Source organism: Paenibacillus sp. GYB004, from assembly GCF_036577605.1.
GTDB classification, from domain to species: Bacteria; Bacillota; Bacilli; order Paenibacillales; family NBRC-103111; genus Paenibacillus_AB; species Paenibacillus_AB oceani.
The window spans coordinates 18,087-32,948 of sequence record NZ_JARBDB010000047.1; the positions used below are offsets into that span (position 1 = coordinate 18,087).

Sequence of the window (14,862 nt, forward strand, 5' to 3'; positions counted from 1 at the left end):
AGTAATATAAGTTATAATACAAAAACATGAATTTGCAGAGGAGGCTCATATGGGGATTTTGTCACGATTTAAAGATATTATGGCGAGCAACATCAACGCCTTGTTGGAGAAGTCGGAAGATCCGGAAAAAGCGGTGGATGCGTTCATGCGTCAAGCGCACATCGACCTGGGTCAGGTCAAGGCGGAGACGGCTTCGGTGCTGGCTGACGAGAGAAGGGCGAAGCGTACGCTCGACGAGTGTATGGACGAAATCGCCAAGCTGCAGCGTTACGCCGAGAAGGCCGTGGAAGCCGGCAGCGATGCCGACGCCAGAAAGTTTCTGGAGAAAAAGGCGCCGCTCGTCGAGAAATCGGCCCGGCTGCAAGTTTCATACGACTTGGCGGCTGCGAACGCGGCAAGCATGAAGCAGATGAAGGACAAACTCGAATCCGACATCAGCGGGCTGGAACAGCGTCGTCTCCAATTAAAGACGAGAATGGCCGCGGCCAAAGCGCAGCAAAAGGTGAATGAAGCAGGGTCGCCGGTAAAAGGCCGCAACGATTCGGTATTCGATAAGCTGGAAGATCAGGTCAACAGCGCGTACTATGAAGCTATGGCGATTGCCGAGCTCCGAGGGGAGAAGAAGGAAGATATCGACGAGCTGTTCGCCGAGTTCGAGAAACAGACGGGCACAAGCACGAAGGCGGAAGAGGAACGGGCCGTCATCAAGGAGAATAAAAAGCCGAACGAGTAACAGCTCTTCGCGCATGAGGTGAACAGATGCAGGTAATCGACTACAAGTGCCCTAACTGCGGCAGCGGCATGGTGTATGACAGCGAATCCGGGATGTTGTCCTGTCACAGCTGCGGCCGGCAAGACAATATTGAGACGCTGCCCGATCCTCTTGCTTCGGTGAATCCGACGTTTGCCGGAGACGAGGCCCAAGAATATCACTGCAACAGCTGCGGCGCCGTCATCTTGACGGAAGCGGAGACGGCCGCTACGACATGCAGCTTTTGCGGCTCCGGCGTCGTGCTTGGCGACCGGTTAACCGGCAAGCTCGCTCCGGCCCAGGTCATTCCGTTTGCGATCAGCAAGGAAGAAGCGATGACCACGTTCCGGAAATGGTGCCGAAACGGGCTGCTGACGCCGAAAGGGTTTATGACGGCGGATCGGATCAAAGGGATCACCGGCATTTATGTGCCGTTTTGGCTGTACGATTTGAATAATCAAATCGAGGTCCGGGCGAAAGCGACCAAAGTAAAAAGCTATACCCGAGGCGACTACCATATTACGGAAACGTCGCATTTCGACGTGTACCGGAACATCCGGCTGAATTACGTGAAAGTGCCGATCGACGCCGCGGCGAAAATGAATGACGAGCTGATGGATAAATTGGAGCCGTTCCCGTACAATCAGCTGAAATCGTTTAAAACGCCGTATCTTGCCGGTTATATTGCGGAAAAGTACAGCTATACCGATAAGGAGCTGTTCCCGCGGGTTAAAGAAAAAATCAGTTCTTATATCGATGCTTACATACAGTCCACGATGAGCGGATATTCGAGCGTGAACTATACGAACAAGCAGATCGATACCCGGTCGGTCCGTGCCGACTATGTGCTGCTTCCGGTATGGGTTGTCCATTACGATTACAACAAGCTGGAGCATACGTTTGCGATGAACGGGCAGACCGGCAAAGTCGTCGGCAAGCCGCCGATCAGCAAGGCGAAAGTGACCGCCTGGTTTGCCGGCATATCCGGGATTTCTCTGCTGTCCCTGAAGCTGATCTCCTGGTCGATGGGAGGGGGATTCTGGTGAACAGGAATAAAGCGTCAGCGTTCGTCCTGATGTTCCTCGCCTTGTTCGCGGCGTTTGCTCTGGTGGCGGTACCGGGCGAAGCGGCCGCGCAGGTTCAGAAGCAATTGATCTATGACGAAGCCGGGCTGCTGAACCCGGAACAAATCGGCAAACTGACGGAGCTGGCGAGCGTATACGGAGCCGAGAGAGAGACCGACTTTCTGATCGTCACCTCCAAAAACGCTGAAAACGGCGACGTAAAGAAGATGACGCAGAACTTTTACGATCAGCATGCGCCCGGTTACGACAAGCCTCACGGCAATGCAGCCATTTTGATGCTGGATATGCGCAATCGCGAAGTGTATCTGGCCGGTTTTTATAAAGCGAAGGAATATTTGGACGACGGCCGGCTGACGAAAATACGCACCAAGATTACCCCGGATTTGACGAGCGGCGATTATGAGCTTGCTTTCGAGACGTTTATAAAGACAGCTCATCACTATATGGGATACCAGCCGGGCGTGAATCCGGACAACATCTTGTTTCAGTTCTGGTTTCAGTTGACGGTGTCGCTTGTTCTGGCGGGAATCATCGTGGGGATGATGGCTTATCATTCAGGCGGCCGCATTACCGTAACCCGGCAAACGTATGAGGATGCCGGCACCTCGGCTATTCTGGATAAAAACGACCGGTACCTCCATACGACGACAACGAGACAGAAAATCGAGAAGAAAAGCGGCGGCTCGGGCGGAGGCGGAGGCGGTGGAACTACCGGAGGCGGCCATTCGCATAGCGGTAGCAGAGGATCATTTTAACTTGAAGGAGATGGAACGGCGATGGTGTTTTTTAGCAACCAGTTTGCAAATGTGGTGGAATGGGAAGAGTTTCGCGAGGATATGATTTTCTGGAAGTGGAGCAACCGGGAAATCAAAAAGGGCAGCAAGCTGATCATACGTCCCGGTCAAGACGCGATCTTCCTTCATAACGGCAAAATCGAAGGAATCTTCGAAGATGAAGGGGAGTACAACGTCGCTTCGCAGATCATCCCTTTTCTGTCGACTTTAAAAGGGTTCAAGTTCGGCTTTAACAGCGGGATGCGGGTGGAAGTGCTGTTCGTCAATACGAAGGAATTTACCGTGAAATGGGGGACGCAAAATCCGGTAATGATCCCGACTCCCCAGCTTCCGGGCGGCATGCCGATTCGCGCCAACGGCACGTTTAACTTTAAAGTAAACGACTATGTGACGCTAATCGATAAGGTGGCCGGGGTCAAAAACAGCTATCTCGTGGAAGATGTCAAAATCCGGATCACATCCGTACTGGACCAGCTGCTGATGAAGTGGATCAGCCGGGAAGGCAAAGATATGTTCAACCTGCAGGCAAATGCGTTCGATATTGCCAAGGGCATCCGCGAAGATCTGGATATGCAGGTGTTGGATATCGGCATGACGATCACGGGTTTTAACGTGATGAGCTTTAATTATCCGAAAGAAATTCAGGATATGATTGCGAAGACGGCTTCCCACGAGATGGTCGGCAATTTGCAAAAATATCAGCAGATTTCCATGACGGACGGCATCGCCTCGGGCAACGTGAAAGGCGGAGGAGCCGCTGCGGATATGGCCGGTATGATGATGGGCATGAACATGGCGAATGAAATGATGAAAAATATGAATCAAAACCAGAAGCCGCAGACAGGGGGGAATTCTGCTCCCTCTTCTTCCGGAAGCGGCCAAAAGCCGAACTTCTGTCCGAACTGCGGCACGAAAAACGAAGGGGCGAACTTCTGCGGCAATTGCGGCCAGAAGCTGGCGTAAGAGAGGCGGCTGCGACAGAAAAGAGGCTAGCCCAACAGGCATTGTTCGAATTTTCAGCCCTGCTTCGAACCGATTTTCTTGAGAAGAAGGACCTCATTCTCCGCGTCTATCGTGGAATGTGAGGTCCTTTCGGTTTGGAAACAGGGAGGTTCTCCTGACGTGTCGGCCGCGGGAAACAGATATCGGAAGTGTTACTTCCGGGTTGAATTCGGAAGCTGCAGTTTTGCCTTGTAAAACGTTTAATGCAGTAAAACTATTAAAAACTTGAAGGTTCCCACCGATAATATAAAAAAAGGAAAGATAGGTGGGAAATGGTTTGGAGCGACTTAGAGAAATTTTTAGTAACTTTAGGAGAACAGCATTTTGTCGTTTTATGGACGACGTCCTCAAACTGATTTTAATCATTTATTCGTTTGGAATTATTGGATTTGCGGATTTTGATGCAGCAAAGGAAATTGTAATTGCCAAAATCGTAATTGCGGTGTTAATGGTCTTGTTTTATTTTATCAAGTATTTTCATTATACTAGAGTTTTTATTATGGGCTTCGCAGCACAGCTTATGCTGCATCACATACTTACCCAACGACCGGACTTATCCACAGCAGCGGCAGCTGAAATCATCAAGTTCGTTCTTGTTGTGGCAACGGATCTTTTTGCTCTTGTCCTTTTTTGTTCTGTGCTGATGTCAGTTAAAGTTTTTTATCCTTTGAGTAAATTCGTTTTTTATTCCATAATTGCTTTACTAACCCTTTTATTTCATTTTTCGCTGGAAAGCTTCGATTGCCTGGACCTCGTTTCGACATTCGAAGAGTATAAGGCATGTAAGAAAGACTATGGCTATCTTGAAGCGTTCAGCGTTAGTACATTGAATATTTTTGTGATCTACATTTCGGTTTTTGAAGCACTATCGAATGTCGCGGTATTTTTAGCGAGGGAAAAAAAGCGAGAACCGAACGGTTCTGCCGATCACGGCTGAATGCGAAAAGACCGTCTGGAGCCATTTCGCGGGCTTCAAACGGTCTTTTGCGTCTTTAAAAGTTAAATCATCTTGGCAGTCTTGCCTATGGAAAGGGCTTTTTACGTCTTGTCTCCATGCCGGCTGGCGAGCGCGCCATGTTCTACACCCCCTGCTGCTGGAGCAGGTGATGGTAGAAGCCTTGGTGCCGGACAAGCTGCTCGTGCGTACCGCTCTCGACAATGGCGCCTTGGTCAAGCACGACGATCAGATCCGCATGGCGGATCGTGCTCAGCCGGTGTGCGATGATTAGCGTCGTGCGGCCTCGCAGCATCTCGCCCATATTGTGCTGAATGATTCGCTCCGATTCCGTATCGAGAGCGCTTGTCGCTTCGTCGAAGACGAGAATCCGCGGATTGCGGACGAGGGCGCGCGCGATGACGATCCGCTGGCGCTGACCGCCTGACAGCCGGATGCCGCCTTCGCCGACAATCGTCTCGTAGCCGAGCGGCAAAGCTTCGATGAACTCATGCGCCCCCGCCAGCCGGGCAGCCCGCTCGATATCTTCATAGTCGACTTCCTCGCCGCTCATGGCGATATTTTCCCGCACCGAGCCGCGAAACAGCACCGTTTCCTGCTGAACGACGCCGATCTGCTTGCGGATGGAAGCGGCGTGCACGTCTCGCAGCGGATAACCGTCGACATAGATAGCTCCGCCCGACGGCTCCAGAAGCTTGAGCAGCAGCTGGGCAATCGTCGATTTTCCCGAGCCGCTCCGCCCGACAAGCGCGACCGTTTGTCCGGGTTTCAGCTCCAGGTCGAGGTTTTGCAGCACCATCTTCCCGCCCCGGTAGTACCGGAACGATACGTTATCGAAACGAACGTGGCCTTGAATGGACGGAAGCAATCGCATGTTGTCCGGCTGCGGGTGTTCGGGGGTCGCTTCATACACATCGTTCAGCCGTTCCATCGAGATGCGCGCTTCCGCAAGCTCCCCGAACCGCTGCGAGATCATTTCCAAAGCGAACATAAAGGAAGTGAACAGAACGGTGTACGCCACCAGAGCGCCAACACTCAACTGATCTTCCAAGACGAACATGGAGCCGAAATACAGCAGCGCCACATGACTTAACGAGCGAAGGCCCGATCCGGCCGCTTTGGCGGCGGCCTCCAGGCGGTTGCCCTGGAGCCGCAGTACAAACAAGCTTCCCAGCTTGTTCATCAGCTTTCCGCGAATGGTCCGTTCCATCGATAATCCTTTGACGGTCGCGATCGCGTGCACCGCCTCCACAATCTGCGTCTGGGATTCGCCTTCGGCGATGAGCTGTTTGCGGAGATTGCGGCGAATTTTGGGCAGAAGATAAGCGTAGAGACCGATGTACAGCGGCAAAAATACAAAGGAGAGGATGGCCAGACCGATATGGTAATACGCCATCAATGCTCCGTATACCAGCAAGGTCAACAGATCCAGCAGCAGCTCGATCGCATGGTCCGTCATCAATCGGCGAATCTTTTCGTTCTCTTGCACGCGTGTCAGGATGTCGCCCGACGTCCGTTTCGTGAAATAGGAATAAGGAAGCCGGAAGAGTTGCCGGTAAAAGCTGTCCAGCATCGCGCGATCGATCGCAAATGCAAGCCGTCCGATCAAGATCTGACGGATGGCGATGCCGGCGGTATTCAAGCAGACAAGCGCCAGCATAGCTGCCGCAAAAATATGAAGCAGCGGCCAATTGTCCGCCTGTAACACCCGGTCAAAGATTTGCTGTGTGACAACCGGAAAGGTGAGGAACACCAGCTCGATCGCTGCGGATAACCCCAATGCAGATACGAGCAGCTTCCGGGAAGGGGAAGCATAGCCGAGATAGCGTTTCCACAACATCTCCTTGTCGTTCAGCGGTGTGAGCGGCCCGGCGGGCTGCACGTCGATAACGAAGCCGGTCCAATGCTTGCCGAAGGTGTCCGAAGAGACGGTGTTGAGGTAGCCCAGAGCCGGATCGGCTACAATGAGGCTGCGCTCGTTTACTTCGTAAACGACGATATAATGGTTGCCGTCCCAATGTGCGATGAACGGAGTCGTCAGCTCATGCAGGAGACTGGCAGACGTATGCAGTCCTTTGGCCGAGAAACCGATCGATTCCAACGTTTCGATCAACCCGAGCATGGATGTTCCTTCCGCGCCTATGTTGCAGCGTTCGCGCATCCGGTTGATGCTTGCGCGTAATCCGTAATACCGGCAGATCATCGTAAGACACGAAGGTCCGCAATCCATCTCGCTTTGCTGCATAAGCACCGGATATTTCATCCGGTTTGACCACCATTTCCACGGTTTACCGGTTAATCCGGCGAAAGGCTCGGACAGATCGTCCGACGGATCGGCCCCGCTCGGGAGTGCCGTCCCGGGTTTGGCCTTCTCCGGATTATCGATCATCGTCATCGCTTGCGTCGTATAGTGGGAAGAAATCGAACGTATCGCTTCCAGGATGACCGGGTGTTTGAGGATCAGCTCGTCAAATTCCGTTTTCGCAAGGCGGAAAACGGTTACGGCCTCGGCAGCCCGGATCGTCGCTTTGCGCGCTTCGCCCGTCAACAAGGCAAGCTCTCCGAAAAAATCCCCGGGGTACAGCCGGTTGACAATTGTCGCCTCCGGCCCTTTCTCGACTAGTGCAGACCCGCTCTTCATTATATAGAAGGCGTCTCCGGCTTCCCCTTCGAGAACGAGGCAGGCTTCGGGCTCGTAATGGCGGACCTCCAGCCGGTCCAGCAGCGAACGAAGCGTTGCATGGTCGATATGAGAAAGGACCGTATTGCTTTTCAGGAACGTACGGATGATGTCCGAGGAAATATATTGCCTGAAATAGTTGTCGATGGCGGGGTGCCGGGCAACCATCTGCTGGAACGGACGGCGGTCGAGCCGCAGCACCTCCAGCGGGGTGGAGGCGCGAATCGTAACGGGCGGGGCCGTCTCGGAGCCCAGCAGACGTTGTTCGCCGAAATGCTCCCCGGGCTGCAGCAAGCCCAGATTCGTTTCTTTGCCTGCAATGTTCGTTCCGATTTTTCTCGCATTGCCGGTTACTATTAGATAGAAGGCTTCCGGAGGATGGTCCCGTTCCAGAATCGTTTCCCCCATCGCGAAGGTTTCCAACTGAAATTGGCCCGCAAGCACCTGCTTCTCTTCGTCTGTAAATACATCGAACAGCGGGTGTCGATTCAAAACTTGAATACCGTTTTCGTTCACGTGCCCCATCCCTCACCCAAGCTCCATACGTCTTCATGAATATCGAGCGTACGCTCATAGGAATCCAGCTTATATTGAAAAAGCTGTTCCCGTATTTGGCCTGCCACCGTCTCGTTAAGCTCCCCGGGATAGATCGCTTCCACCCAAAAAAGGCTGTACCCGTGTCTATGCTCGAACGGGCCAAGCAGCGCTCCTGCGGAAGCGTTAAATACGGCCGCTGCCGTTTCCGGTTCCAAGTCTTCCCGGCTTACGAAACCGGCGTAACCTCCGGATTTGGCTGTGGACGCTTCCGAAGAATACTCGCGCGCAAGCGAGTGAAAATCGGCGCCCTCCTCCACGCGGAACCGAAGCTCCTGGGCTGCTCCGTACCCGCTCGTCACAATCGTGGAAATCTCGGCACGGTCGTATGTGTGGCCGACCTCCAGGAAGCGCCGCCGGACTTCATCCTCATCTACGGTATGCCGGACCAAAGCTTCCCGAAGCACTTGCGGCTTCAGCAGAGAGAGCAGGTCGTCCAACGTCATCCCCCGAAGCTCCAGCCATTCGGTTGCCTGAGCCGCCGTATATAACCCGTTCGAACGGCGGAACCGGTTAACTGCCGTTTGCAGTTCGGTACGGTCAGCCGTCAGCCCTAACGTTTCGGCCCAGCATTCGATAATCAGATCGTGCTTGCAGCGGCCGATCTCCGCCAGTGACGGATCGATTCGCAGCCGCTGGAGAAGCTGTTTCAAGCTCATGGTTTTATGATGGATGCGGAGTGCTGTTAAGGGTGCTGTAGTCAACGTTTCATTCCTCGTTTGTTCGTTCGTTCTGAGAGTATTCTAGCACGCAGAGCCGTATGAAGGCGATTTCTTTATTTTTCTGGACTTTAACGGAACTTAAACTTGCCGTTGTATAATACACCCATCACGAGGAGGGAGGTATTGGAAATGACTGAACAAAAAAACAAGCAGCCCGGCGAAGCAGAATCCGTCGAGCTTACCGATTTGTCGCAGGAAATGTCCGAGCAGCAGCTCAAGGACGTGAAGGGCGGAGACTTGAAAGTAAGCTCAAGACCGATCGTGAAGAAAGTGACGATTCGCCCGTAAGTGGAATATTTTCAACAGAATCAGGTCAGCAGGGCAAAAGAAGCCCCGAGCCGTATGTTGCATACAGCTGTGGGGCTTTTTCGTTTATCCGCTTCAAGGCGGCTGGATCGTTGACCCGTTTAGAATCATCCGCATCGGTCAGGGCTCGACGCCAAATTTGTAGCCGAAACCGCGGATCGTCACGATGTATCGGGGATGAGCCGGGTCTTTTTCAATTTTTTTGCGGAGATTATGGATATGGACCATGACGGTCCGGTCGTCGCTGGTGCCGTCCCAGCCCCATATGGTCTCGTAGAGCTGATTAACGCTGAACACTTGTCTGGGATGCTCCAGCAGATGCAGCAGCAGTTGAAGCTCCTTCGCCGGGATCGATACCGGCTTGTTGTCGACGAACACCTCCAGCCGCTTTTTGCGGATGGTAAGCCATCCGTCCTTCCAGATGTCGTCCGCTAGGCCGCCGGGTTTCCCTCCGGTCGAGCGCTGGCGGCGCAGCCCGGCCTGTACGCGGGCAACGAGCACCTCCGGTTCGAACGGCTTCGTTACATAATCGTCCCCGCCTAGATTTAATCCGGCCACGATATCCCGCGGCTCTTTTTTGCTTGTTATAAAAATAATCGGCAAGTCCGAGCGGTCGCGAACCGTCTGCACGAGCTTCATACCGTCCATACCCGGCAGCATGATATCTGTAATAAGCATATCGTAGGGCGTGCGCTGGAACAGATTCAGCCCTTGCTCCGCATTCGCGGCGATGTCGATTCGGAATCCTTCTTTACGCAAATAAAGGGCTACCAGCTCGCAGATATCGGGATCGTCTTCAATCAGCAGAATCGTCGTCTCCATCGTATCCTCCTTCGGCATAAGCTTCGGCGCCGGCCTTCGAAGCGCAGGCATGGGCGGGGAGCGTGATATAGAAGTCGCTTCCTTCGCCGATTATGCTCTTGACGCCGATCTCTCCTTGATGCCGCGCCACGATTTCCTTGCAGATCGCCAGTCCGAGACCGCTTCCGGCCTTCGTTTGGTGAATGCCGGGGACCCGGTAGCGGCGTTTGAAAATATGGGGCAGCGCCTCCTCCGGAATGCCTATGCCCGAATCGGCCACATGGATGACGACGACAAGCCCGTGATCCGGATCGGCGGCAGGCGCGAATTCGGTCCACACTCGAATGCGGCCGTCGTCCGGTGTGTATTTCACCGCATTGGAGATCAAATTGGCGAATACCCGTTCGAACCGGAACAGGTCCAGAACCGCGAGCGGCTCCTGACCGGGGGGAAGCGGGAGATCCGGTTCTTCCCATATCAAACGAACTCCCTGCGCGCTTGCTTCGGCTGCATACCGGTGACTCCATTGGCGCAATAACGGCAGTAGCGGCACTTCCACAAATTGAAACTGAGTTTCTCCGGTATTCAATTGGCTTAACTCAAGGACGTTGTCGATCAGCTTCTCCAGCATCAGACTGCGTTCGTAGATGCGACCGGCGTATGCAGGAGCTTCCTCCTGCGGGATGACCGCCGTATGAATCGCTTTGGAGAACCCTCTTATAGCGGTGATGGGAGTCGACAAATCGTGGTAAACTTCCGCCAGCAGCGCGCTGCGTACGTTTTCGATCCGGCTCAGTTCCCGGTTGCCTTGCTCCAGTTGCAGATTTAAGGACTGCAGATCGGAGGTTCGCTGCCGGATCGTTTCTTCCTGCGATTCGATCACCTTGTTCAGCTCGACCGACAACAGTTCCGACCGGGTGATGGCCCTTGTGAACAGCAGCGATAAGTTCAACAGCTGGGTCAGCAAAAAAAACAGCAAGCCGAACGAAACTAGCCCCCCGAACGGTACGAGACCGGTATAGTACATCATTTCGTGGATAACGGAGGCGAAAAAGCCTAAAAAGCCGATGACGTTCGTTCGTGATCCGGTTCTATGGCGAAGGGCGGCACGAATATAAACGTACATCACATACAGAAAAACGGGAAGCAGCAAAACGATCACGTAGGGCAGCATGAAATGGGTATACACCCGCGCTGGCGTAATGAGTACAAACAACCCGAATACAGCCAAGGCGGTTGCAAAAAAACGGAACAGGCGCACCATCGCTTCCTGCGGATACTGCTGATTTACAAAGGCGGCCAAGCTGAGAATGGTGGCGATTTCCGACAAGTACTCCAACTTGACTCCCCATTCCCAGGATAAGCCCGGGAACAGCACGTAGACAAACGATTCGCCCAGCAGGGAAGACCTCGTACAGATGGCCAGACAGATTACGCCAAACCATAAGGCGGACCGGTCCTGCTTGCGGAACAAGTAGAGGAACACCGAGAACACCGTCATGACCAGCAGACATCCGGTCAAAAACGCCCATATCATAACCCGGTTGCGATGCAGCGAAGCAATCTTCTCCGCCTCCCCCAATTCGATGGGCTCCCAGATGCCTCCCGTGCGCTGAGCATAGTTGGAAACCTGAATGACAAGTTCGTTGTCGCCGGGCCGCGGCGCAAAGGAATACACCTTCGGATGGCTTCTCGGGATCATGCTTGCTGAATCCGTGCCGACTGTCCCATTGCCGTCCAGATGCTCGCCGTTGATCCAGAGCCGGTATGCCGAAGCGATATTCGGGACATAAAGCCCAAGCGGCCGGCCGCCCGTCTCGCCGGATATAACGAACTTCATCCGATAGGTCGCATAGCCTTCGTTAGACAAAGCTTGTCCGTCAATCGCGTACGATTTCCACTCCGCCGGCACGGAAACGGTCAGCGGCTGTTCAGGCAATCCCCCTGCAAAGTCGCCGGGTTCCAGCAGGCGGTTCCAGTAAAACTCCCAAGGTCCGCTCAAAGCGACGATCCCGTCTTCGCTCGGGTGCCATTGCTGCAGGTTTTGTGTATCCGTCGAAGCGGCCGTCTCAATCGCGACTGTGGCCGTAGTCGTTACCGATAGCGGTGCCTGACACCAAATGAACAGCATTAAAAACAAGGAAACGGCGAATTTCATGAGGGTATCTCCTGATCTGGGTTTGTGTGCGTCATAATGGTTTTGTCGGATGACGGGGAAGTGGAGATTATGATTTGGATTTATGGGTAATTGGAATCAGACAAGAACAACGACACAACGTATTATCGGAGAATCTGCGGGGGATTTCAAGAAAAAGTTTGATGAAGGGGACAAGAGGGGGCAGTAGCGTCGAGAATGGCTTTGAAGCGGTTTATCGAATATGATAAGAGAATACCAGAAAGGACGGAGTGACCCACTTGCCCATGAAGCATAAGTCTAATCGGCTGATCGCCGAAAAATCGCCATACCTGCTCCAGCACGCGTACAACCCGGTAAAATGGTACCCTTGGTGTGAAGAAGCTTTCGAGATCGCAAGGCGCGACAACAAGCCTGTTTTCTTATCCATCGGCTATTCAACTTGCCATTGGTGTCACGTCATGGAGCAAGAATCGTTCGAAGACGAAGAAGTCGCTTCGATCCTGAACGAGCATTACATAGCAGTCAAAGTAGACCGCGAGGAGAGGCCCGATGTCGATCACTTGTACATGTCCGTTTGTCAGGCGATGACCGGGCAGGGCGGGTGGCCGTTGACGGTGATCATGACGCCGGACAAGAAACCGTTTTTTGCCGGGACGTATTACCCCAAAAACCGCAAGTACAACCGGTACGGTCTGATGGATCTGCTGCCGCAGCTTGCGGACAAGTGGCGGGAGGATCGCACCCGGGTGGAGGAGATCGGGGAGCAGATCGTTGAGGAGACGAAAGCGCGGATGCTTTCCAATTTGCAGGGCGAGTTGAACGAGCAGACGCTGGACAAGGCGTTCCAGCATTATACGCAGACGTTCGACGAGACGTATGGCGGGTTCGGCACCGCTCCGAAATTCCCGGCTGCTCATAACTTGTCGCTGCTGCTGCGGTATTACAAGCGGACGGGCGAGAAGCGGGCGCTCGACATGGTCGTGAAGACGCTCGACGCGATGCACCGCGGCGGGATGTACGATCACATCGGCTACGGATTTGCCCGTTACTCGACGGACGAGCGCTGGCTGGTCCCGCACTTTGAGAAAATGCTGTACGACAACGCGCTCCTGGCGATCGCTTACCTGGAAGCGTACCAAGTGACCGGCAACCGCCGGTACGCCGAGGTCGCAGAGCAGATTTTTACGTATGTGCTGCGGGATATGACCGATTCGGAGGGCGGTTTTTATTCCGCGGAGGATGCCGATTCGGAAGGGCGCGAGGGCAAGTTTTACGTGTGGAAGCCGGAGGAGATCGCTGAAGTGCTCGGTGCCGAAGACGGGGAGTTGTTTTGCGAGCTGTTCGATATTACGGCCGAGGGCAACTTTGAAGGAGCGAATAGTCCCAATTGGATTACGCAAATGCCGGATTCGTTCGCACACCGGAAAAACATCGGCGTCTCCGACCTGGAAGGCCGGGTGGACGAATGGCGGCGCAAGCTGTTCGACCATCGCGAGAAGCGGATTCATCCGCACAAGGACGATAAAATATTGACGTCCTGGAACGGACTGATGATTGCGGCGCTAGCAAAGGGGGCCAAGGCACTGAACCGCCCGGCTTACCGGGATGCCGCGCAAAAAGCCGAGTCGTTCTTAGGGTCCAAGCTCCGCCGGGAAGACGGAAGGCTGCTGGCGAGGTACAGAGACGGGGAAGCGGCTTATCCGGGTTATGTCGACGATTATGCGTTTCTGATCTGGGGGCTCCTCGAGCTGTATGAAGCGACGTTCGACCCGGATTACTTGCACAAAGCTTCGGGGCTCGCCCACGACATGCTGGAGCTGTTCGGGGACCGGGAGAAGGGCGGGTTGTTTTTCTACGGGCACGACGCCGAGCAGTTGCTCATGCGAATGAAGGAAACGTACGACGGCGCGATGCCGTCCGGCAACTCCGTCGCCGCCTACAGTTTGCAGCGCTTGTCCAAATACGTCTACGACGCCGTCCTGTCTCAAAAAGCCGACGAGCTGCTGCAGACGTTCGCCGGAGCGGCCGACCGTTACCCGGGCGGACATTCGATGCTGCTGACCGCCCTGGACTTTGCGGCAGCCCCTCCGATGGAGATCGTCATTGCCGGCGATCCGGCGCGGGACGATACGAAGCGGATGCTGGAAGCGGTACAGAAGCCGTTTTTGCCACATGCGATCATCATTCTTATCCCGGACGGAGAGGATGGTGAGCGAGTGAGGGCGGCGATCCCGCTCGTTGCGGACAAAAGGGCGCTTGGCGGCCGGGCTACGGCTTACGTGTGCGAAGGCTTTTCTTGCCAATCCCCGACAGGCGATCTGGAGGAGCTGGAAGCTTCGCTGGACGGAGTCGCGGAAGACTGGTAACCGCCTGACGTCTAACAGCTGAACGACCCGACCTAAGTTTCTCTGCGGTTAGGTAAGCTTAATCAATACTCTACATGATACAAAAATCCGCTCTGCACGCTGATAACAGCACGCGGAGCGGATCTCTTTTACTTCTGCCCATCGTCTCCCGAAGCCAGATCCATCCCCATCAAAATGCCCACGATCGTCACGCCCTGGGGGTTCTTCATGCGTTTGAACCCGTACGGGGCAAAGCCGAGCTTGTCATAAAACAAGATTGCGCGAGGGTTCGTATGATGGCAGACGAGCAGCAGCCTCGGCACGTTCAATTCATCTCGCGCTTTGTCGATCATCGTGCGGATGAGGCAGCCCGCCGCCTCGGTACCCCGGTGCTCCGCCGCTACGATGACGTTGCCGAGATGGCAGTGACGGCCTTCCTCCCAGCCGTAAAAGTTGGCGAATCCAACAATAACGCCGTCAATCGTGACGACGGTCGGCCGCCAGCGCATTCTCACGGCCGCATCGAGCTGCTCCGGAGTAAGCGGGTAAGCCGCGGAAGGGAACATGAAAAACAGCTCTTCTTCGGTTTGCGGTAACGAACAGATTGCCGGATAATCGGCAGGCACTGCGGGTCTGCAACTGTACATGGTTCATACCTCCATGCCCCGCTCGGGGGTATTTGTATTGAGT

The 14,862-nt window shown here is 54.3% G+C and carries 12 protein-coding genes; 7 read left to right on the forward strand and 5 right to left on the reverse strand.

Translation table 11 applies throughout. The annotated features are described in order from the left end of the window. Positions 1-49 precede the first annotated feature (49 nt). The 5 genes from PV433_RS18690 to PV433_RS18710 all read left to right on the forward strand — a co-directional run bounded on the left by PV433_RS18690 (position 50) and on the right by PV433_RS18710 (position 4,569). Positions 50-733 carry a PspA/IM30 family protein gene (locus PV433_RS18690; RefSeq protein ID WP_332073576.1) on the forward strand — a complete coding sequence of 228 codons (684 nt, stop codon included), beginning with the start codon at positions 50-52 and terminating at the stop codon, positions 731-733. Positions 734-759: 26 nt separating this feature from the next. Further along, positions 760-1,797, forward strand: a complete 1,038-nt coding sequence (locus tag PV433_RS18695) for a TFIIB-type zinc ribbon-containing protein (protein ID WP_332073577.1) — start codon at positions 760-762, stop codon at positions 1,795-1,797. Then, positions 1,794-2,591 (forward strand): TPM domain-containing protein, encoded by a 798-nt coding sequence (locus tag PV433_RS18700; protein WP_332073578.1) that lies wholly within the window; start codon positions 1,794-1,796, stop codon positions 2,589-2,591. The genes PV433_RS18695 and PV433_RS18700 overlap by 4 nt, the downstream gene beginning before the upstream one ends. A gap of 21 nt (positions 2,592-2,612) precedes the next feature. Continuing rightward, complete coding sequence (locus PV433_RS18705) at positions 2,613-3,593, forward strand: SPFH domain-containing protein (protein ID WP_332073579.1); 981 nt, start codon at positions 2,613-2,615, stop codon at positions 3,591-3,593. A gap of 316 nt (positions 3,594-3,909) precedes the next feature. Next, entirely contained in the window at positions 3,910-4,569 is a 660-nt protein-coding gene (locus PV433_RS18710; protein WP_332073580.1) for a hypothetical protein, read from the forward strand. Positions 4,570-4,711: 142 nt separating this feature from the next. On the opposite strand, the gene PV433_RS18715 is transcribed toward PV433_RS18710, so the two are convergent. Both PV433_RS18715 and PV433_RS18720 read right to left on the reverse strand, forming a co-directional pair. After that, positions 4,712-7,783, reverse strand: a complete 3,072-nt coding sequence (locus tag PV433_RS18715) for a peptidase domain-containing ABC transporter (protein WP_332073581.1) — start codon at positions 7,781-7,783, stop codon at positions 4,712-4,714. After that, a complete protein-coding gene (locus PV433_RS18720; RefSeq protein ID WP_332073582.1) occupies positions 7,780-8,565 on the reverse strand; it encodes a peptidylprolyl isomerase in 786 nt (261 codons plus the stop codon). Before PV433_RS18720 ends, PV433_RS18715 begins: the two co-directional genes overlap by 4 nt. 147 nt (positions 8,566-8,712) lie before the next feature. On the opposite strand from PV433_RS18720, the gene PV433_RS18725 reads away from it, so the two are divergent. Next, positions 8,713-8,871, forward strand: coding sequence for a hypothetical protein (locus PV433_RS18725; RefSeq protein WP_332073583.1), 159 nt, complete (start codon positions 8,713-8,715; stop codon positions 8,869-8,871). A gap of 138 nt (positions 8,872-9,009) precedes the next feature. On the opposite strand, the gene PV433_RS18730 is transcribed toward PV433_RS18725, so the two are convergent. Further along, positions 9,010-9,711 carry a response regulator transcription factor gene (locus PV433_RS18730; protein WP_332073584.1) on the reverse strand — a complete coding sequence of 234 codons (702 nt, stop codon included), beginning with the start codon at positions 9,709-9,711 and terminating at the stop codon, positions 9,010-9,012. Beyond that, entirely contained in the window at positions 9,686-11,848 is a 2,163-nt protein-coding gene (locus tag PV433_RS18735) for a sensor histidine kinase (protein ID WP_332073585.1), read from the reverse strand. Before PV433_RS18735 ends, PV433_RS18730 begins: the two co-directional genes overlap by 26 nt. Positions 11,849-12,105: 257 nt before the next feature. On the opposite strand from PV433_RS18735, the gene PV433_RS18740 reads away from it, so the two are divergent. Continuing rightward, positions 12,106-14,193 carry a thioredoxin domain-containing protein gene (locus tag PV433_RS18740; protein WP_332073586.1) on the forward strand — a complete coding sequence of 696 codons (2,088 nt, stop codon included), beginning with the start codon at positions 12,106-12,108 and terminating at the stop codon, positions 14,191-14,193. Positions 14,194-14,321: 128 nt separating this feature from the next. Here the strand turns inward: PV433_RS18740 and PV433_RS18745 are convergent, their stop codons facing one another. After that, positions 14,322-14,819, reverse strand: a complete 498-nt coding sequence (locus PV433_RS18745; protein ID WP_332073587.1) for a GNAT family N-acetyltransferase — start codon at positions 14,817-14,819, stop codon at positions 14,322-14,324. Positions 14,820-14,862: the final 43 nt, after the last annotated feature.